Source organism: Gordonia sp. (in: high G+C Gram-positive bacteria) (assembly GCF_052106715.1).
Lineage (GTDB): Bacteria > Actinomycetota > Actinomycetes > Mycobacteriales > Mycobacteriaceae > Gordonia.
The window spans coordinates 62,239-81,934 of record NZ_JBQEDL010000013.1 but is presented as its reverse complement, the minus strand read 5'-3'; the positions used below and the strand labels follow the sequence as shown (position 1 = coordinate 81,934).

20 protein-coding genes are annotated in these 19,696 nt (G+C 66.2%); 8 read left to right on the top strand and 12 right to left on the bottom strand.

Translation table 11 applies throughout. From position 1 onward, the window contains the following. Positions 1-75: 75 nt before the first annotated feature. The 5 genes from ACTIMF_RS08945 to ACTIMF_RS08925 form a co-directional block, all read right to left on the bottom strand. A complete protein-coding gene (locus ACTIMF_RS08945; protein WP_442349929.1) occupies positions 76-438 on the bottom strand; it encodes a hypothetical protein in 363 nt (120 codons plus the stop codon). A 30-nt stretch (positions 439-468) separates the two neighbouring features. Next, positions 469-2,271, bottom strand: a complete 1,803-nt coding sequence (locus ACTIMF_RS08940) for an acetyl/propionyl/methylcrotonyl-CoA carboxylase subunit alpha (RefSeq protein WP_442349928.1) — start codon at positions 2,269-2,271, stop codon at positions 469-471. 246 nt (positions 2,272-2,517) lie between these two features. Continuing rightward, positions 2,518-3,909 carry a condensation domain-containing protein gene (locus ACTIMF_RS08935; RefSeq protein ID WP_442349927.1) on the bottom strand — a complete coding sequence of 464 codons (1,392 nt, stop codon included), beginning with the start codon at positions 3,907-3,909 and terminating at the stop codon, positions 2,518-2,520. 6 nt (positions 3,910-3,915) lie between these two features. Further along, positions 3,916-4,350 carry a SufE family protein gene (locus tag ACTIMF_RS08930; protein ID WP_442349926.1) on the bottom strand — a complete coding sequence of 145 codons (435 nt, stop codon included), beginning with the start codon at positions 4,348-4,350 and terminating at the stop codon, positions 3,916-3,918. 13 nt (positions 4,351-4,363) lie between these two features. Then, the gene (locus ACTIMF_RS08925) at positions 4,364-5,260 is read right to left on the bottom strand and encodes a sulfurtransferase (RefSeq protein ID WP_442349925.1); all 897 of its coding nucleotides are present in this window, start codon (positions 5,258-5,260) and stop codon (positions 4,364-4,366) included. A 119-nt stretch (positions 5,261-5,379) separates the two neighbouring features. On the opposite strand from ACTIMF_RS08925, the gene ACTIMF_RS08920 reads away from it, so the two are divergent. Then, positions 5,380-6,288: a neutral zinc metallopeptidase gene (locus ACTIMF_RS08920; RefSeq protein WP_442349924.1), complete on the top strand. Its 909-nt coding sequence runs from the start codon at positions 5,380-5,382 to the stop codon at positions 6,286-6,288. A gap of 27 nt (positions 6,289-6,315) precedes the next feature. On the opposite strand, the gene ACTIMF_RS08915 is transcribed toward ACTIMF_RS08920, so the two are convergent. From ACTIMF_RS08915 to ACTIMF_RS08905, 3 genes are read right to left on the bottom strand one after another with little or no spacing between them, the layout of a single operon-like run. Beyond that, positions 6,316-6,963, bottom strand: a complete 648-nt coding sequence (locus ACTIMF_RS08915) for a Maf family protein (RefSeq protein WP_442349923.1) — start codon at positions 6,961-6,963, stop codon at positions 6,316-6,318. Continuing rightward, the gene (locus tag ACTIMF_RS08910) at positions 6,963-7,178 is read right to left on the bottom strand and encodes an acyl-CoA carboxylase subunit epsilon (protein WP_442349922.1); all 216 of its coding nucleotides are present in this window, start codon (positions 7,176-7,178) and stop codon (positions 6,963-6,965) included. Before ACTIMF_RS08910 ends, ACTIMF_RS08915 begins: the two co-directional genes overlap by 1 nt. After that, the gene (locus tag ACTIMF_RS08905; protein WP_442349921.1) at positions 7,175-8,800 is read right to left on the bottom strand and encodes an acyl-CoA carboxylase subunit beta; all 1,626 of its coding nucleotides are present in this window, start codon (positions 8,798-8,800) and stop codon (positions 7,175-7,177) included. Before ACTIMF_RS08905 ends, ACTIMF_RS08910 begins: the two co-directional genes overlap by 4 nt. A 112-nt stretch (positions 8,801-8,912) precedes the next feature. On the opposite strand from ACTIMF_RS08905, the gene ACTIMF_RS08900 reads away from it, so the two are divergent. Beyond that, entirely contained in the window at positions 8,913-9,722 is an 810-nt protein-coding gene (locus tag ACTIMF_RS08900; RefSeq protein ID WP_442349920.1) for a biotin--[acetyl-CoA-carboxylase] ligase, read from the top strand. A gap of 9 nt (positions 9,723-9,731) precedes the next feature. Here ACTIMF_RS08900 and ACTIMF_RS08895 read toward each other — a convergent pair whose 3' ends face one another. Next, positions 9,732-10,343 (bottom strand): DUF6069 family protein, encoded by a 612-nt coding sequence (locus ACTIMF_RS08895; RefSeq protein ID WP_442349919.1) that lies wholly within the window; start codon positions 10,341-10,343, stop codon positions 9,732-9,734. Positions 10,344-10,494: 151 nt separating this feature from the next. On the opposite strand from ACTIMF_RS08895, the gene ACTIMF_RS08890 reads away from it, so the two are divergent. Genes ACTIMF_RS08890 through ACTIMF_RS08880 form a run of 3 tightly spaced genes read left to right on the top strand, consistent with a single transcriptional unit; the run spans position 10,495 to position 13,071 of the window. Beyond that, entirely contained in the window at positions 10,495-11,046 is a 552-nt protein-coding gene (locus ACTIMF_RS08890) for a PH domain-containing protein (protein ID WP_442349918.1), read from the top strand. Continuing rightward, complete coding sequence (locus tag ACTIMF_RS08885) at positions 11,043-11,735, top strand: response regulator transcription factor (RefSeq protein ID WP_442349917.1); 693 nt, start codon at positions 11,043-11,045, stop codon at positions 11,733-11,735. Before ACTIMF_RS08890 ends, ACTIMF_RS08885 begins: the two co-directional genes overlap by 4 nt. A gap of 10 nt (positions 11,736-11,745) precedes the next feature. Beyond that, positions 11,746-13,071 carry a sensor histidine kinase gene (locus ACTIMF_RS08880; RefSeq protein ID WP_442349916.1) on the top strand — a complete coding sequence of 442 codons (1,326 nt, stop codon included), beginning with the start codon at positions 11,746-11,748 and terminating at the stop codon, positions 13,069-13,071. Here ACTIMF_RS08880 and ACTIMF_RS08875 read toward each other — a convergent pair. Then, positions 13,043-13,576, bottom strand: coding sequence for a GtrA family protein (locus ACTIMF_RS08875; protein ID WP_442349945.1), 534 nt, complete (start codon positions 13,574-13,576; stop codon positions 13,043-13,045). The two genes, ACTIMF_RS08880 and ACTIMF_RS08875, sit on opposite strands and share 29 nt — an antisense overlap. Positions 13,577-13,683: 107 nt before the next feature. On the opposite strand from ACTIMF_RS08875, the gene ACTIMF_RS08870 reads away from it, so the two are divergent. Beyond that, positions 13,684-14,961 carry a 5-(carboxyamino)imidazole ribonucleotide synthase gene (locus tag ACTIMF_RS08870; protein ID WP_442349944.1) on the top strand — a complete coding sequence of 426 codons (1,278 nt, stop codon included), beginning with the start codon at positions 13,684-13,686 and terminating at the stop codon, positions 14,959-14,961. Positions 14,962-15,000: 39 nt separating this feature from the next. After that, a complete protein-coding gene (purE, locus tag ACTIMF_RS08865) occupies positions 15,001-15,513 on the top strand; it encodes a 5-(carboxyamino)imidazole ribonucleotide mutase (RefSeq protein ID WP_442349915.1) in 513 nt (170 codons plus the stop codon). A gap of 72 nt (positions 15,514-15,585) precedes the next feature. Here purE and ACTIMF_RS08860 read toward each other — a convergent pair whose 3' ends face one another. Beyond that, positions 15,586-16,206, bottom strand: coding sequence for a TetR/AcrR family transcriptional regulator (locus tag ACTIMF_RS08860; RefSeq protein ID WP_442349914.1), 621 nt, complete (start codon positions 16,204-16,206; stop codon positions 15,586-15,588). Positions 16,207-16,376: 170 nt separating this feature from the next. Between ACTIMF_RS08860 and ACTIMF_RS08855 the strand changes: the two genes are divergently transcribed. Next, on the top strand, positions 16,377-18,551 hold the full coding sequence (locus ACTIMF_RS08855) for an ABC transporter permease (RefSeq protein WP_442349913.1): 2,175 nt from the start codon (positions 16,377-16,379) through the stop codon (positions 18,549-18,551). 122 nt (positions 18,552-18,673) lie between these two features. On the opposite strand, the gene ACTIMF_RS08850 is transcribed toward ACTIMF_RS08855, so the two are convergent. Further along, the gene (locus ACTIMF_RS08850) at positions 18,674-19,693 is read right to left on the bottom strand and encodes an NAD(P)H-dependent flavin oxidoreductase (protein ID WP_442349912.1); all 1,020 of its coding nucleotides are present in this window, start codon (positions 19,691-19,693) and stop codon (positions 18,674-18,676) included. Positions 19,694-19,696: the final 3 nt, after the last annotated feature.

Here is a 19,696-nt window from a genome sequence, read left to right as displayed (position 1 = left end):
GACAAGAAACCCTTACTTGCTGGTAGCAGGCGATATCGGTGTCCGCGGACCCGATACGTGCGAGTAAGGACGCGCCTACGGGCGAGTATCTGAGAGTCCGCCGGTCGTCAGACCGAGCGCGCCTTCGGCGAACCGAGCCACCGGACCGACCGCGTCGTCGAGTGCGTCGGCATGGCCGTCGCGGGCGACACCGACGAGCTCTGCGGTGTCGTCACCGGTCGGGATGACGCCGATCAGGGCGACGGTTTCGCCGGTCGTCGGGACGCACACGGCCCAGACGAACCGGGACTCGTCGGCCCATCCGTCGTTCGCGGCACGGATGTACGCGGCGGCGTCGGCGATGTCGAACATCTCGACGGCGACGACGTCAGAGAGCCGGTCGTCGTCTCGCAGTGCGCGGAGATACCACGCCCCTGCGAAGACTTCGACCGGCTCCATGAGTTCGCGTGTGCGGCTGCTAGGCGATCGTCACTTGATCTCGAACAGGACCGTGCCCTGGGTGACCGGGGCACCTGCCTCGATCGCGAGGCCGGTGACGGTGCCGTCCTTGTGGGCGGTGACCGGGTTCTCCATCTTCATGGCTTCCAGGACCACCACCAGATCGCCTGCGGCGACGGTATCGCCCTCGGAGACGGCGACCTTGACGACGGTGCCCTGCATCGGCGCGGCAACGGCGTCACCGGAGGCTGCCTTGCCTGCACCCTTGGTGCGGGTGCGGGCCTTGGGCTTCTTGCGAATGGCACCGTTCGCTGAGCCACCGCCGCCCACGTTCAGGTCGCCGGGAAGCGAGACCTCGACGCGACGTCCACCGACCTCGACGACGACCTTCTGACGCGGCTCTGCGTCGTCCTCGATAGGCTCGGCGCCTGCGTACGGCTCGATCGGGTTGTCCCAGTCGGTCTCGATCCACTTCGTGTAGACGTCGAATGTCTCGTCGCCGTTCTCGTCGACGTGACCGATGAAGGCGGGGTTGGAGACGACGTGGCGGTGGAACGGGATGACCGTCGCCAGGCCCTCGACCTGAAATTCGGCGAGAGCACGACGCGACCGCTCGAGTGCCTGCTGGCGGTTCTCGCCGGTGACGATGAGCTTGGCGAGCATCGAGTCGAACTGGCCGCCGATCACATCGCCCGCGACGACGCCCGAGTCCACGCGAACGCCGGGGCCGGTCGGCTCCTTGTAGACGCTGATCGGTCCTGGGGCCGGAAGGAAGCCACGACCGGCGTCCTCGCCGTTGATGCGGAACTCAAACGAGTGACCGCGCGGCGCCGGATCCTCGGTGATGGTCAGTTCCTTGCCTTCGGCGATACGGAACTGCTGACGCACCAGGTCGAGGCCCGAGGTCTCCTCGGTCACCGGGTGCTCCACCTGCAGGCGTGTGTTGACCTCGAGGAACGAGACCGTGTCGCCCTGGACCAGGTACTCGACGGTGCCCGCGCCGTAGTAGCCGGCCTCGCGGCAGATGGCCTTCGCCGAGGAGTGGATGCGTGCGCGCTGGTCGTCGGTCAGGAACGGGGCAGGCGCCTCTTCGACGAGCTTCTGGAAGCGGCGCTGCAACGAGCAGTCGCGGGTGCCCGCGACGACGACGTTGCCGTGCTGGTCGGCGATGACCTGTGCTTCGACGTGACGCGCTTGGTCGAGGTACTGCTCGACGAAGCACTCGCCGCGACCGAACGCGGCGACGGCCTCGCGGGTGGCCGACTCGAACAGTTCGGGGATCTCCTCGACGGTCTGCGCGACCTTCATGCCGCGACCGCCGCCGCCGAACGCGGCCTTGATGGCGACCGGGACGCCGTAGCTCTTCGCGAACTCGACGACTTCGTCGGCGCCGCCGACCGGGTCTTTGGTGCCCGCGGCCATCGGGGCCTTGGCTCGTTCGGCGATGTGACGAGCAGTCACCTTGTCGCCGAGGTCACGGATGCTCTGCGGTGACGGGCCGATCCACGTGAGCCCCGCGTCGATGACGGCCTGCGCGAATTCGGAGTTCTCCGAGAGGAAGCCGTAGCCGGGGTGGATGGCGTCGGCGCCCGACTGGGCGGCCGCGTCGAGCACCTTGTCGAAAACGAGGTACGACTCGGCGGAGGTCTGGCCGCCGAGCGCGAAGGCTTCGTCGGCGAGCTTGACGAAGAGAGCGTCAGCGTCGGGCTCGGCGTACACCGCGACGCTGGCGATGCCTGCGTCCTTCGCGGCGCGGATCACGCGAACCGCGATCTCGCCGCGGTTGGCGATAAGAACCTTCTTGATGGTCGTCTGTGTGATCGAACTTGACACTGGCTCTCCTGGGGCGGGCCCACGCGTGGGCGTTCGTCGTAGCGGGCAGTGACGTCCGGGGGGCGGACGGTCCGATACGGACCGCTCGTCGACGGACGTCGGGGCTTGCGCGTCGCTCGCGGAGGTATCCACGCGTGGCGCTCACCGAGGTGCTCCGAATCTCGGAACATCACGATTTCCGGAACTCAGCGTATAGCACCGAGCGATTGCTCGGTTGAAGCCGTCCTCGGAATTCGAGAACTGGTTCTACAGGGTCGCCGCTGTACTCGCCAGTAGCTGGGCGAAGTCGCCGAGAAAGGGCAGGACCGGCCCCGGCTGCTCCGCCGGGAAGCGCGAATGCATACGCAGACCCGACGGTGTGCGGTTGAGCCAGATGTAGACCTCGTCGCCCGAATACGAATGACTGCGCAGCACGCGGGCCCAGCCTGCGTCCGCGTCCGTCGCCGTCGGCGTGCCGCGCGTGTCCATGTAGGAGACGACGAATCGCGGCGCGGGCGGTGGGCCCAGCAGCTCGGCCACTCTCAGGAACGGCAGCGATGCACCGTGCCGACCGTCGCGAAGGCCCTGCGCGGCGCGCCGGGTCGCGGTCGGCATGTCGGGCGAGTCCGAAACGTCTACGGCCACCGGGGAGAGCCCGACGAACCATCCGAGTGCGTGCAACCACGCCCGATCGTTGCGCGTGTGCCGCGGCATCACGACGGCGAACTCCTGGTCGGGCGCGGCCCGGTGGTAGGCGATCGCCATCGCGGCGAGCAGGCCGGCCACCAGGTTGCCGCCAGCCTCGGCAGACAGACTCTCGAGCACCTGAGTCTGCGCATCGTCGAGCAGCCGCACCGTCCGCGATTGTTGTGGTGGGTGCTCGATGTCGAAGGGCTCCTCCGGCGACGAGTCGACGGGCGTCAACGGTGCGAAACGGGGGACGCTGCCGTGCGTCGTCAAGAACTCGCGCCACGTCTGCACGGCCGGATGCGAGCCGTCGGCCGCGTCGGCGCGTCCACGCTCGGCGTCGCTGAATTCGATGTAGCTGTTCGTCGGTGCCAGCGTGTGCGGACGACCGTCACGAGCCGCGTGGTACAGCTCGGTCAACTCGTACTGGGCGGTCACGAGCGAGTAGCCGTCGACCAATGAATGGTCGGCTGCGAACAGGATCGTGAACGACTCGGCCCGCGCGACGGTCGAGAACCGGTACGCGGGCCAATGCAGGGGAGCGGTCGCCCTGTCGAACGAGCCGGCCACCTGCTCCAATAGCAACGGCGTCTCGGTGTACCAGCCGATACGGCTCATCGTCAGGTGGACTGTTCCGCGGGGCGTGCTGTAGCGCTCGGTGTGGTCGTACTTGAGGACGACGTGGGTGCGCAGGACCTCGTGGCGATCGATCCACGCCAGCATCGCCGCCCGCACCGCGGGCACCGACATCGGCTCGTCGAAGTCGATGGCCAGCCCGAGCCACGACTCACGCCCGCCCTCGCGTTGCGTCCTGGCTCGATACTCGAACGCGGCGCGCAGATGCTGCTCGTGGTTGTGCGAGGTCTGTCTGCCGTCGCGCTGCCAGCTACCGAGGCCGCCCTCGACGGTTGGAATCCATTCGACGAGCCCGCCGGGTTCCACGTGGTCGTCGAGGATCTGCAGAAAATCCATACGAGGTTAGGAGTTCGGCCCGCTCGTCTGCTCGGCCACCTGCCGCTTGATCCGGCCGAGCATGCCGGCCATGCCGTTCAGCCGCAGGGGGCTGATCACCGACGCCAGGCCGAGATCGTGGAAGAAGTCAGCGGGAACGGCGGTGATCTCCGGCGCGGACGCGCCGTTCAAACCCTGGTGCAGGATCGATGCGAAGCCGCGCGTCGTCGGTGCTTGCGGCGGCGCACTGAAAAACAGTGCGACGGCCGAAGGATCGGACGCGTCCACCGAAAGGAAGATCGGCGACTGGCACTCGGGGACCGGCTCCATCGCTTCTTCGTGCATGGAGTCCGGGATGTCCGGGAGGTCGTTCGCGAACTCCAGCAGCATGGTCACCTTGTCGGAGTCGGCGAGCCCGGAGAAGTCGTCGACGATCTCGGCCAGGGCGCTTGGCAGAGCCATCGCAGCGCCCCTGTCAGCGCGCGGCGGGAGCCGGACCCGGCTCCTCGCCCTGCGCGATCGGGACCCGGACGCGGTTGCCCCACTCGGTCCACGAGCCGTCGTAGTTCCGGACGTTCGGGAAGCCGAGCAGGTGCGTCAACACGAACCACGTGTGGCTCGAGCGCTCACCGATCCGGCAGTAGGCGATCGTCGGCGTCTTCGGGTCGAAGGCGCCGTAGATCTCCTCGAGTTCCGGACGGGACCGGAATCGGCTGTCGGGCGCTGCGGCCTTAGCCCACGGGATCGACACGGCGGTGGGGATGTGACCGCCGCGCAGCGCGCCTTCTTCGGGGTAGTCGGGCATGTGGGTGCGCTCGCCGGTGTACTCCTGCGGCGAACGGACGTCGATCAGTGGCGTCGTCCCCAACGACGTCAGCACGTCTTCGGCGAATGCGCGGATCGATGCGTCGTCGCGCTCGACGACCGGGTAGTCGGTCGCCGGGTACTCCGGAACGTCGAACGATGTGTCGCGCTGCTCGTCCATCCACGCGTCGCGCCCGCCGTCGAGTAGGCGGACGTCTTCGTGACCGAACAGCGTGAACACCCAGAGGGCGTAGGCCGCCCACCAGTTGTTCTTGTCGCCGTATATGACAACAGTGTCCTCGCGCGCGATTCCCTTGTCGCTCATCAACTTCGCGAACTGCTCACCGTTGATGTAGTCCCGCGTCACGGGGTCGTTCAGGTGGAGATGCCAGTCGACCTTCTGCGCGGTGGGGATGTGTCCGATGTCGTAGAGCAGGACGTCTTCGTCCGACTCGACGATCTTGAGTCCCGGCGCGCCCAGATGCGCCGACAGCCACTCGGTGCTGACAAGACGTTCCGGGTGCGCGAACGCGGCGAAAGCTGGGTTCGAATCGAATTCCACTGGCATTGGCGAGGTCTCCCGAGTTCTGGTGCGAGGCGGCCGAAGCCGACTGTCCAGTCCAGCATACGGTCGCACGAATGACAGCGTCGGGACGGTACGGCCCCGTGTCCTGTTAGCGTCACTTCATGCGAAAGCGTCCTGATCGCCGAAAATGCGCGAATCGACTCATATCGGCGCTGACCGGTGCCGTCGTCACGTCACTCGTTTTGACCGGATGCGTCGCAACCCAAGACGGCGAGGCGGTGCGCACTCCGCCCCAGCCGCCGCGGCACTGCACGAGCACCGAATGCCCCGAACTGCCCGTCTTCGCCGAGAAGTCGGTCGCCGACAGCGGGGTCACTGAGCAGAACGCGTCCGAAGCCGTTCCCGCCTACTTGACCGAGGTCCTCGACGACCTGGATCGCACGTGGCAGGACTGGTTCGCTGCGCTCAACATCGAGAACATCACGCCCGGCCGGGTTCTCATCGAACCCGGTGAGACCTTCGCTTCGAAGTGTCTGCAGAACAGCGGGGACGAACTCACCAGCGACTTCGCGAACGCCCTGTTCTGCACCCTCGACGACGAACCCGACGGGCAGGACGTCAAGCGCAAGGGTTCCATCGTCCTGCCTGTCCAGACGTTCGCCGACATCTGGGACGGCAAACTCTTCGGCAGCGACGGCATCATGCTCGGCGATTTCACGGCCGCGACGATCGTCGCGCACGAGTACGGACACAACGTCATGTATCGACTGGCCGACGCCTACGGCATGACCAGGTCCCAGTTGCCGAGCGGCGACAACCCCGAACTCCTCGCGGACTGTTTCGCAGGCAACTGGGCGGCCACCGTCTTCGCGCGGGAGGATCTCTCCATCAAGGAGATTGCCCAGGCCGCTGCCCTCATCTTCAGCATCGGTGATCCGCTGCCCGGCCAAGGGCACGGCACCTCGATCGAACGCATCCACGCGTTGACTCGCGGCTTCACCGACAAACTGACTTCTGGCGGCCAGCCCGTCACGTGCCTGAAGAACTATTGGCCGGAGTCGCTCGCGTAGCTCTGCTTCGCGAGATCCAGGCGAGGGCTACTGCCAGAGATCAGTGACGTCGACGCCGACCTGCGACAGCAGTCCTCTCGTCAATGGGAGGCTGATGCCGATGACGCTCGAGGGGTCACCGGTGATGCCGTCGAGGAGCCAGCCGCCCAGCCCGTCCAAGGTGAATGCGCCGGCGACCTTCAGCGGTTCGCCGGTCGCGACGTATCGCTCGATCTGTTCGTCGGAGACATCCGAGAAGTGGATCTGTGTCGACACGTGGTCGGCGACAATCGACTCGACGGCACCGTCACGAAGCCGGGTCACGCAATGACCGGTCATCAGTTCACCGGTGTTGCCGCGCATCTGCCGCCACCGCGCTGCGGCGACCTCGGGAGAGTGCGGCTTTCCCGAGAGTTCGCCGTCGAGCAGCAGCATCGAGTCGCAGGTGAAGACCACACCGTCGGCACAGGCAGCGGCGAACGCCGGGTCGTCACCGGTGAGGATCGCCGGGACGATCGCTTCGCCCTTCGCCTGTGCCAGGCGGGTGACGACCTCGGCGGACCGAACGTCGCCCATGTCGGCGATGATCGCGTCCTCGTCGAGGTCGGCGACGAGAACCTGCGGATTGAGTCCGGCGTGGCGCAGCACGCGAAGGCGTGCAGGCGACGCTGAACCGAGAACTACAGTTGAACCCATCAACCGCGGTTCGGGAACGACGACGGCATGCCCCAGCTGGAACGGTGCATGTCGGTCGGACGGCCCCAGTCGTTGCGTGTGACGGGACCGGTGTCGCCGCCGCCGTCGCCGCCCGCCGACGCGAGCACGCTCACGAGCACCGCGACGTCCTCGTCCGACGGGTTGCCCGACACGACGGTCAGGAACGGCTTCTCGCTTACAGCCTTCTCGCTCATAGGGGGATGTTCCCATGCTTCCGCGGCGGCAACTGGACGAGCTTGCGCTCGAGCAGGCGCAGGGAGTTGGCGATCTGACCGCGGGTGTGACTCGGTGGGATCACCGCGTCCACGTAGCCGCGCTCGGCTGCCACGTACGGGTTGACGAGGGTGTCCTCGTACTCCTGCTGCAACTCCAGGCGCAGTGCGTCGACGTCTTCGCCGTTCGCCTCCGCGTCCTTGAGCTTGCCGCGGTAGACGAAGCCGACGGCGCCCGAGGCGCCCATGACTGCGATCTGCGCGGTCGGCCATGCCAGGTTGACGTCAGCGCCCATGTGCTTGGAGCCCATGACGTCGTACGCCCCGCCGTACGCCTTGCGGGTGATGACCGTGATCTTGCCGACCGTAGCTTCCCCGTACGCGTAGAGCAGCTTCGCGCCGCGGCGGATGATGCCGTTGTACTCCTGATCGGTGCCCGGCAGGAAGCCGGGGACGTCGACCAGGGTCACGATCGGGACGTTGAAGGCGTCGCAGGTGCGGACGAAGCGCGCAGCCTTCTCGGAGGCGTCGATGTCCAGGCATCCGGCGAATTGGGTCGGCTGGTTGGCGACGATGCCGACGCTGCGACCTTCGACGCGGCCGAAACCGACGACGACATTCATCGCGCGCTCGGCCTGGACTTCGAGGAACTCGTCGTCGTCGAGGATGCGGCGGATGACCTCGTGCATGTCGTACGGCTGGTTCGGGGAGTCCGGGATCAGCGTGTCGAGTTCGAGGTCTTCGTCGGTGAGATTGTCCTCGATACTGCCCGACGCGACCTCGGCCTGCATACGCGGCGGGTCGGCCCGGTTGTTGCTCGGTAGGTAGCCGAGGAGTTCCTTGACGTAGTCGAGCGCGTCGTCCTCGTCCTGTGCGACGTAGTGGGCCACCCCGGACTTGGTCATATGCGTCGTGGCGCCGCCCAGGTCCTCCATGGTGACGTCCTCGCCGGTGACGGTCTTGATGACGTCGGGACCGGTCACGAACATCTGGCTGGTCTGGTCGACCATCACCGTGAAGTCGGTGAGCGCGGGGGAGTAGACGTGTCCGCCCGCTGCGGCGCCCATGATCAGGGAGATCTGCGGGATCACGCCGGACGACTTCACGTTGCGGTGGAAGATCTCCCCGTACAGGCCAAGAGAGACGACGCCCTCCTGGATGCGGGCTCCCGCACCTTCGTTGATGCCGACGAGCGGACGGCCTGTCTTGAGCGCGAGGTCCATGACTTTGACGATCTTCTCGCCGTAGACCTCGCCGAGGCTGCCGCCGAAGACCGTCACGTCCTGGCTGAACACGCAGATCTCGCGACCGTCGACGGTGCCGTAACCGACGACGACGCCGTCGCCGACCGGGCGCCGTTCGGCGAGACCGAAGTTGGTGCTGCGGTGGCGGGCCAGCGCGTCGAGTTCTACGAACGAGCCGTCGTCGAGGAGGTGGGTGATGCGCTCACGGGCAGTCAGTTTGCCCTTCGCGTGGACCTTCTCGACTGCGGCCTCACCGACCGGGTGCTCGGCGTCGGCGAGGCGATTCCGCAGGTCGGCAAGTTTGCCGGCCGTCGTGTGGATGTCGGGTGCAGCGCCTTCGTCGCGCGAAGCTGTCGTCATGAACATCGACTTTAACGAGAATGGTGTGACTCCCGTCAACTGGATCGAATGTGAGAATATCCTCACATTCGCTGACGAAGGGCGTTTCAGATCGGGTCTAGAGTGTCTGAGCATGACCGAATCCGCTCTTCCGGACGCCGCGCGCCTGCGTGAACTCACCGTCGGAACTCGCTGGCACACCGTCGAAGTGGTCGCTGAGACCGGATCGACCAACGCCGACCTGATCGCGCGTGCCGACGACGAGGAGCTTGCGGGGACCGTGCGGATCGCCGGGTTTCAGTCGGCGGGCCGGGGACGACACGCCCGGGTGTGGAAGACCCCGCACGGGCAACTCGCGATATCGGCGACCGTGCTGGTCCGACCGTCCGACGCTGAACGGGTCGGCTGGCTGTCGTTGCTGACGGGTCTAGCGGTCCGCGACGCACTGTCGTCGGTGGCCGGTGTCGAGGCGGAGTTGAAGTGGCCGAACGATGTGCTGGCGCCGTCGACCGACGGGGCGCCTGGCGGCAAACTGTCCGGGATCCTCTCGGAGTTCCGGCCGCTTCCCGACGGCGGCGGGATCGCAGTGATCGGGACCGGAGTGAACGTCGATCTCGACCCCGCCGATGTCGAAGGCGCGAGCGCTGCGTCGGTCCGTGGTCTGGCCGGGCGCGACGTCGACGGCACCGACGTTGCCGCTGCGTATCTGCGCGCGCTGTCGGTTCGGCTCGCCGACTGGCCGGACGGTGTGGACCGACTCGTCGCCGACTATCGGGCCTCCAGTGCCACCCTGGGTAAGCGAGTTCGTCTGATCCTCCCGGGAAACGTCGAGGTGGTCGGCGACGCAGTCGACATCGACGAGCAGGGGCGCGTCGTGGTGAACGGTCAGGACGGGCCGGTCGTCGCCTCGGCGGGCGACGTCACGCATCTTCGGCCGCTGTAGAGGGTTGGCCTAGCGCTGTTCCTTGCGACGGCTCGCGCTTCCCATCGTCGGGATGAGCGTCAAGACGGGCAACCCGATGATCAGGTGCATCAGGGCGGTGCCGATGCCGGTGGAGATCTCAGCCGAGAGCGCCAGCGGAATGACGACGCTCGCCGCGATCAGGAGTCCGACGACCCAGCGGTAGAACTGCCCGGGCGCGGGCGTGCCGATCTGGAGCAGGTACCAGAGGGCGCCGCCCAGGATAGCGACGACGAATCCGACGAGTGCGAACCACAGTTCGTCCTGGGCGAGCGGATTCCAGACGCCGAGCTTGCCCGAGTCGTTCACCTTCTGCGTGACGGTGCGGATGATCCAGCCGACCAGCCACGCGGCGAGCCCGGTCACGACGCCGGTCATCAGCACTCCGCCGCAGAACATGACCGGATCGACGTCTGGTCCCCGTAGCGATGCCCTCTTGGGAGCGGCACCCTGCTGTTGATAATCCTGGTGCTGTTGATAGCCCTGTTGGGCGTACTGCTGCTCGGTGTAGCCGTACTCGTAGTCGTTGGCCTGGCTATACGCCTGGGTCGGCGGATTCTGCTTCGCTCGGTAGCGTGGGTCACGCGGATCGTAGTTCGTCATCTCTCGCAGGCACCTTCGCAATTTTGCAGTCTCGTACTCGCGGGCAGATGGCTACGGCCCTGAGCACCTCGTGTGTCGAGTGTAACGACCCCACCCTTCGACACGCCGACACCTGAACCTCGGAGGTGGGGACGCACTACGCTGGGGCGTCATGGGATATCCGCGTGACAACCTCGCACCGGGGGGACAGGTCGTCATCCATCGCCACCCGCATTGGAAGAGCCTCATCGTTCCGGTGCTGTTGTTCTGGGTGGTCACCGCGATCGCGGGTGTGGCGCTCGGTTACCTCCACACCAGCGACTCCCTCTCGAGCGGTGCGTCGACGTGGTTGACGCTTGTGGTGATCGTCGTGTGGCTGGTTGCGACGGCGTATTGGCTGCTGCGTCCGCTGCTGTCGTGGCGCACCACGCACTTCGTGGTGACCGATCGTCGTGTCATGTACCGCAACGGCATCATCACCCGCTCGGGCATCGACATTCCGATGCGGCGCATCACGTCCGTCGAGTTCCGGCACGGCCTGATCGACCGCATGCTGCGCACCGGAACACTGGTCATCGAGTCCGCGTCCGACGAACCGTTGTCGTTCCACGACATTCCGGATGTCGAATCCGTCCACGCCCAGCTGTATCAGGAGATCCTCGACGAAGACGACGACATCGACTTCGGGCGCGGGGTCGATTACGCGCGGGGTCGTCGACGATGACCGGGGCCCGCCCGATCCTCTTGGCGGAGGACGACGTCGCGATCGCCGAGCCGCTCGCGCGGGCACTGACCCGCGAGGGCCACGAGTGCGTGATCGCTGCGACCGGTCCCGAAGCCCTCGACGAAGTCCTGTCCGGCGACTTCGGTCTTCTGATCCTCGATCTCGGGCTACCCGGCATCGACGGTTTGGAGGTCTGTCGTCGAGTCCGCGCGCAGATGCCGGAGATGGCGGTCCTGATGTTGACGGCGCGCACGGACGAAGTCGACTTCGTCGTCGGGTTGGATGCGGGTGCCGACGACTACGTGGGCAAACCGTTCCGTCTCGCCGAACTCCTCGCCCGAGTGCGTGCGCTGATGCGTCGCAGCAGCAATGTCGGAGACGAGGACGTGCTGCTCGACTACGGCGACATCCAACTCGATGCACGGGCACGCCGGGTGATCGTCCGCGGCGAGGAACTGACTCTGGCGAACCGCGAGTTCGACCTACTGCAGTTCCTGATGGAACGGCCGGGGCAGGCGCTGGCCCGTGACGAGATAATGACGCAGGTGTGGGGCTCGGTGGATTTGAGGTCGTCGAAGACTCTCGACATGCACGTCTCGTGGATTCGTCGAAAGATCGGGGACGACCAGGCGAACCGGCCCAAGCACATCGTCACCGTCCGCGGTGTCGGTTTCCGGTTCGACCCGTAGAGGACTGGGCGTGCGCCGTCGAATACTGAAGATGATGATCGGCACCGTCGCGCTGATGGGGCTGCTCCTCGGTGTGCCGTTGTCGATCCTTGCCGTTCAGGCGATGTCGCGAGAGGCACGTCAGACTCTGGCCGAGAGCCTCAAGCGGATCTCCGAATATGTGTTGTCAGAGGAGACGGACGGGCGCAACGTGCCCATCGATGAGCTCGACCTGGATCAGTTCCGGCTCCTGGTGCCGTCGCGGGGACGCCTCAGCCTCGATGTGGACGTCGACCGTCCGGACGGAACCGTGGTGCCGGTCCACCGCGCTATCGGAGCGCAGCAGGACGACGAGACGATCGCGGAGTCGGTGAGTCTCGGGCCGCAGGCACGGATGACGTTGGAGATCCCGCAAGAAGAGGTACGCCCGCAACAGTTGCTGGCGGTCGGCGTGGTGTTCGTCGTTCTCGCCGGGTCGGTGGGCGGCGGTGCGATCGTCGCAGTGGTGACGGCGCGGCGGCTGTCCGAACCGTTGACGGCGCTCGCCGGGCGTGCCGGAGCGATGGCACGCGGCGACTTCTCCTCCGACTGGCCGTCGTACGGGATCGATGAACTCGACCGCGTCGCGGAGGCGTTGTCGGATGCGAACCGCGAGATCGCATTGCGACTAGAACGCGAAGGCGAGATAGTCGGCGACGTCTCGCACCAGTTGCGGAGCCGCTTGACCGCAGTCCACCTGCGGTTGGACGAATTGACGTTACACAGCGACCCCGACGTCGTGACCGAAGCCGAGGCCGGGCTCGAACAGGTGGAGCGACTCTCGCGCGAGCTGTCGGAGCTGGTCGCGGCGTCACGGGAGGACACGGCGGGGCGCGGGGCGATCGACGCGCGCGACGTGGTGGACACGCTGATCGGCGACTTCGAGCCCGCGTTCCGGGCGAAGGGGCGACGGCTCCGTTCGGAGACGCTCGGCGCGATCGGGATGATCGAGGGCAAGCCCGGTCGGCTCCGAGAGGCGTTGAGCGTGCTGATCGACAACTCGCTGCAACACGGTGCGGGGACCACCACGGTCCGTCTGGCCAACTTGCCCGCCGCGGAGATGGTGCGTCTGACCGTCGCCGACAGTGGCCCGGGGATCCCGGACGAGATCGCGGCTGACGTGTTCCGCCGCGGTTTCTCCGGCGGGAGCCGCAGTGGGATGGGCTTGTCGTTGTCGCGTGCGTTGATCGAAGCCGAGGGAGGTCGCTTGGAACTCATGTCGCGACGGCCCGTGGTGTTCGCGATCGTTCTACCGGCGCGCGGGCGACGGCCGCACGCCGACGTCGAGCTCAGGCGTGACCGAGTTCCTCATCGGTGAGTTCGTCGGGTTTCGGATTGACGTCGGTGGATCCGCCTTCGCCGCCACGAGGCTCTTCCTCGGGGAAGGCGAAGCGTCGGAGTGCCCAGAAGCGGAAGGCCATGCCGAGGATGTTGCCGATGATGAAGGCGAGTAGGAAGTCCAGGACGACGAGTTGTAGACCGGCCAGGTTCTCGCGCATTCCGAATACGTTGTTGGCCAACCAGAGTGGTGCCGCGGTCAGTAGGACGGCGAAACCGCTGATCAAGAAGAACAGCAGGGCCTCGTGATGCCGTTCTCGTCCGCCGCGGTTCTTGAACGCCCACTCGCGGTTGAGAATGTAGCTGAGAATGGTCGCGACGACGCCCGAGATGATCCTGGCGACCACCGGTTTCGGCTCGAGGACCGTGAACACGAGCAGGTAATAGATCGCGGTGTCGATGATGAATGTGGTGCCGCCGACGATCGCGAACTTGATCAGCTCGTTGTGCTTCATCACGAGCCGGTGAAGAGGCCCCGGCAGCATCGAGACTGCCTTGTCGATTGTCAGCACAACGATCGAGTGTACGTACTCGGCCAATCTCATACACATCTGTGGACGTCAATGCGGTGTTTCGTGGCCGACATGACACCATTGACGCCGTGAGTTCGCAACCGCCTCGTCCCTCACCGGGTCATACAGAATCGGGCCGTACCGAGTCCGGGATGCCGACTGTGACCATGATCGGGGGTGGACAGCTCGCTCGGATGACGCACCAGTACGCGATTGCGTTGGGCCAATGCCTGCGTGTGCTCGCCGGTACGACGACCGATCCTGCGGCGCAGGTCAGCGGTGACGTGGTCCTCGGTTCACATGAGGTTCTCGACGATCTTCGAGAGGCCGCCGAAGGCGCTGTCGCGGTGACGTTCGACCACGAGGGCGTGCCGTTGGAGCACCTGGAAGCACTCGAGGCCGAGGGGGTCGCGGTACGTCCGCCGTCGACGGCGCTGCGGTTCGCGCAGGACAAGCTGGACATGCGGAACCGGCTGTCGGAGCTCGGTCTGCCGGTGCCGGACTACGCGGACCTGTCCGGGGACGTCGCCCAAGCCCGTGAACGGCTGATCGCGTTCGGCGACCGCAACGACTGGCATGTGGTGATCAAAGCGGTCCGCGGCGGTTACGACGGCCGCGGCGTGTGGCTCGTCGACGATCGTGACGCGGCGCTCGCCGTGTTCGACGCACAGTCCGGTGGCGACACCGTCTTGATGGCCGAGCAGAAGGTCGCGATGCGTCGAGAGCTGTCGGCGATGATCGCGCGGTCGCCGTACGGCCAGGGTGCGGCGTGGCCGGTCGTCGAGACCGTTCAGCGAAACGGTCAGTGCGCGGTAGTCCTCGCGCCCGCACCGGGGCTCGACGCCGAGGTCGCACAGCGAGCGCAGCAGATGGCACTGCGACTGGCCGACGAACTCGGTGTGGTCGGCGCAATGGCCATGGAGCTGTTCGAGACGCTAGACGGCCGACTCGTCGTCAACGAGTTGGCGATGCGCCCGCACAACAGTGGTCACTGGACGATGGACGGTGCGCTCACCTCGCAGTTCGAGCAGCACCTGCGCGCGGTGCTCGACTATCCGCTCGGCGACACGTCCCCTCGTGCAGGCGTCGTCGTCATGGCGAACGTACTGGGCGCCGCAGAGGCGCCCGCCATGTCGGTGGACGAGAGGCTGCACCACCTGTTCGCGCGGATGCCCGACGCCAAGGTCCACATGTATGGCAAGGGTGAGCGCCCCGATCGCAAGGTGGGGCACGTCAACATCGTCGGCCGTCCGGACGATGACGTCGAGACCGTCCGCGAGCGCGCCGAACGCGCCGCGCACTGGATGAGCCACGCCGTCTGGACCGACGGCTGGGATCCGCACTCGTCTGCGGACTGAGATGCTTTCACCCACCCCATATCGATCGGAGCCTCGAACATGACCGCACCTCAAGGACCTCGCGTCGGACTCATCATGGGTAGCGACTCGGACTGGCCGACGATGGAGGCAGCCGCTGAGGCGCTCGCCGAGTTCGGAGTCACGTTCGAGGTCGGCGTCGTCTCTGCGCATCGCACGCCGCAACGCATGCTCGACTATGCGAAGGGTGCTGCGTCACGGGGGGTCTCGGTGATCATCGCAGGCGCGGGTGGCGCGGCGCATCTGCCCGGCATGGTCGCCTCGGCGACCCCACTGCCGGTGATCGGCGTGCCGGTCCCGCTCAAGTACCTGGACGGCATGGACTCACTTCTCTCGATCGTGCAGATGCCTGCGGGAGTGCCGGTCGCGACGGTCTCGATCGGTGGTGCACGAAACGCTGGCCTCCTCGCGGTTCGGATTCTCGCCGCGAGTGACCCCACCTTGCAGTCGGCGATGGAGAAGTTCCAGGCCGGTCTGGAGGAGATGGTCTTGGAGAAGGACGAGAAGCTCCGTAGGACGCTCCTCGACGGCTGACTCCGTCTGAAGAGATCTCGACTCCGCTCGATCACCGGGTGAACTCGGTATGACTGTCGGCAGACGGATGCCTCACAGCTGAGTCACTGGCGCGGCGAGCATGCCGGTCGCGGCGTCGACGATGAAGTAGCCGAGCGAGGTCCAGTCGCCTTTCGCGGTTCCGGCTTCGACGTCGGCCTCGTATCCTGCGCACAGTTGCAGGGTCAGAGCCGCGAGGATGCGGGTCCGCGGGACGAGTACCGATCTGGGCACGTCCGCGAGTTCGGGAGTGCTGGACATCGCGGCGTCGAAGCGCACACTGTTCTCGATCGTCCTGCGCATCGACTCCTCGATCGACGGTACCGACATCGCCTGGTGGGTGAACCGCGCGCGCCAACTCGGGACGGGTAGCGAGTCGAGGTATTCGATCCACGGCAGGATCCCGGCTCCGACCATCTCGTGCAGGGACTGACGCTCTGGCAGCGACTCGAGGAGTGCGGTCCGTCGTGCGGTGATGTCGCTCCGTCCACGGTTCAGTAGCGCCTCGATCATCTCCTCACGTCCCCCGAAATGATAGGCAATCGCCGAATGATTCGCGGTGCCTGCGTGTTCGGTGATCTTGCGATTGGACACCGCATCGATTCCGTACAGCGCGAAAAGCTCTTCGGCGGCGTCCAGAAGAGTCTCTCGTGCGCGGTCGCCGTGATGTGCCATCGCCCGCCTGTCTTCGCGAAGTAGGTGTGTCCTCGATTATATTCAATCGCGGAATTAAGCCACATGTCTTAATGTTGTCCGGGTAGCGGGATCGGTGACGAACGACGCGCAGTCCGTGCGGTTGCTCGCGGTCACGACGCCATGACGCCATGACGAAGGGGGAGTGCACAGTGCCTGCACCACACGACGAGATCGATTCGGTCACTGAGGCCACGGCTGTGGAGATCGACGACGCCGCAGCGGCAGCGAAGCGCGCGAAGATCGAAGGGATCGTCCGCGTCGTCATCATGTTCCTGATGCCGTTGGCGTTGGTCGGCATGATGATCTGGGGCTACATGGGCGCGATGCATTCACCGACGCCCCGCGATATGCCGCTCGTCGTGTCGGGGCAGGACGCCGGAGCGTTCGCGACCGCACTCAAGCACGCCGACGGTGATGCGGTGGACATAACGACCGAATCCGATCCGGGTAGCGCCCGTCAGCAAGTGATCGACCGAGACGCCGCGGGAGCCGTCGTCATCGACGGCAAGAACGCGACGTTGTTCACCGCGAAGGCCGCGGGCGCGTCGCAGTCGACGGTCGTCACCACGCTGGTGACGCCAGTCGCCGTCGCCCAAGGGATCACGCTTGCGACCGAAGATCTGGTGCCGTTGCCGTCCAGTGATTCGGCCGGGCTCGGCGCTATGTTCATGACCACGGCCATCGTCATGGCCGGTTACCTACCTCTCTCGTTCATGCTGTCGAACTCGCCGCACCTGCTGCGACTCCGACGATTTCTGCCGCTCCTGGTTGGGTGGGGCGTGCTCATCGCAGGTGTCATCGCGCTGATCACCTGCCCGATCCTGCACGTCGTGCCCGCCGGGGACCTGCTTCCGGTGATGGGCGTCGCGATGCTAGGCGTCGTCGCCATCGGGATGGTTCAACTGTTCTTGACGCGCATCTTCGGAGCGATGGCCACCCTGCTCGCGATGCTGCTGCTCATGGTGCTCGGAATGCCCAGTTCCAACCTCAGCATCTCGATCTATACGGCACCGCCCTTCTACGACGTCTTCCACTCGTTCCTGCCACTGCCCGCGATCGGCGAGGCACTCCGCTCGGTGTTGTACTTCGGCGGTGACGGTGCAGGCAAGCATCTGATGGTGTTGGGCATCGGCGGTGTGGCCGGGCTCGTCCTGACCCTGCTGGCGGACTGGCGTAAACGCCACAAGTCGGCGTCGGCGACCGTCCGTGTCTCGATCCCGTCATTGCGCGGAGCATCGCAGCCTGACACCCCGTTCTGGCGCTACACCGCACTCTTGTTCTTCCCGCTTGCGATGGTGACCATGATGGTCACCGCGATGCTCGGTGCCATGCACTCACCCACGCCGAAGGACATGCCGGTCGCGGTCGTGGCGGCGTCGGAGCAGCAGGGGCAGGCCGTCGCCGACGGGTTGTCGAAGCAGATGCCCGGCATGTTCGACATCAGTGTCATCGGCTCGGCGGACGACGCACGGGCCCAGGTCGCCGACCGTGACATCGTCGGAGCGTTCGTTCTGCCGAGCGCGGAGAACCCACAGGGCACGGTTCTCACCAACCAGGCCGCGAGTAACAGTGCCGCGCAGGTCGTCGACCAGATCTTCACCCAGGTCGCACAGGCTCAAGACATGTCGGTCGATACCGACGACGTGGCACCGCTACCTGACCGCGACAGTATGGGGACCGTGACGATGTACATCGCGATGGGCTGGCTGATGGCCGGATTCATGGTGATCATCGTCGGTGCCAACGCCGCTCCCGCGAGCCGTCCACTGCCGAAGCTACTGCCGATCGTCGGCGTCTACTCGGGGTTCATGTCTGCTGCGGTGCTCCTCATCGCGGGTCCGATCACTGGCAGTATCGAGGGCGGTCACGGCTGGGAATTGTGGGCGACCGGTTCGATAGCGATCTTCTGCGTGGCGATGTTCGCGACGGTGTTCGAGAGACTCGTCGGCATGCTCGCGATCATTCCGGTGATCGGCATCTTGATGTTCCTCGGAGTCCCGGCGTCGAGCGGCGCGATGTCGGTGTACATGGAGGCGCCGTTCTTCCGGGCGATCCACGACGTCATACCCATGGGCGCCGCGGTCGAAGCCGCGCGGTCGATCCTGTACTTCGCCGGAGACACGCTCGGGTCGACCCTCCTCACCTTGGCGGCGTGGGGCGTGATCTCGCTGATCGTCGTCGCGATCATCGACCGGATCAAGCCGGTGCGTACGACGGCGGAGATGGTCGAAGTTCCGCACCCGGCGTTGGGTAGCGCGTACGTGCCCGCCGAGGAAGCCGGCGACGTGGAGACGGAACCCGTGGATGAGTCGCCTATCCGCTGATCGCGCAAGGGGATCTCGACTTCGCTCGATCGGCGTGGGGCAGGCTCGATCAGCGGGGGGAGGTTCGATCAGCGGGGCAGGCTCGATCAGCGGGGGGAGGTTCGATCAGCGGGGGGGTTCGATCAGCGGGGGCGGGGAGCGAGAGTGCGGACGACATCGGCTGCCGAAATCGCCTGTGCGGAGCGAAAACCCGAACCTGCCCACAGGTTGATGACCTGTGGGTCGTCGGCCGCGGCTCTGCGGATACCGCCGGTTAACGTGTTGATCTGAGGGTAGACCGACGGTGCGTAGTCGGTGTTCGCGCGGATGAAGTCGTTCTCCAGGCCGCGGGCGAGGCGTCCGGAATAGGCCCGGGTCGTGACGGTCGTCGTGAACTGCGGGTCCGCGAGCGCGTCGCGGTGGGCTTGTCGGGTGCCTGCTTCCCGAGTGCGGAGCAAAAGCGTGCCGACCTGCGCGGCAACCGCCCCCGCGTCCAGGATCGCACGGACGTCGTCGGGTCCGGCGACACCGCCCGCGCCGACCGTCGGCAGCCCGGTCTCCGCCACTACCGCCCGAACCAAGTCGAGGGTGTCGATCTCTGGATCGACGTCGTCGATCGCGAAGGTCGCGCGGTGTCCGCCCGCCGAGAAGCCTTGTGCGCACAGCGAATCAACGCCGAGCTCGGCGGCGAGTCGGGCCTCGTCGACGCAAGTGACCGTGGCGGACACTGCGACGTCGGCAGCGTGGAAGCTATCGACCACGTCACGAGACGGGAGTCCGAACGTGAATGACACCACGGCTGGACGCTGCTCGAGCAGCACCTGCACCTTCGCGTCGAACGAGTCGTCGGTGAACGGCACCGATTCGGGTAGGTCGACGCCGACGCGTTCGGCGAGCGACGACAGACGAGCGCGGTAGGACGCGAACTCCGCGGGATCGACGTCGACCTGCTCGGGTACGAACAGGTTGACGCCGAACGGCTTTGCGGTGAGCTCGCCGATCTCGCGGACCGTCGCCGCCAACGCATCCGGAGACACGTACGCGCCGCCGTAGAAGCCGAACCCGCCTGCCTCCGAGACGGCGGCAGTCAGTGCCGCCGTCGATACGCCACCGGCCATGGGGGCGCCGACGATCGGAACGTCGAGGCCATCGAACTGGTACATGTG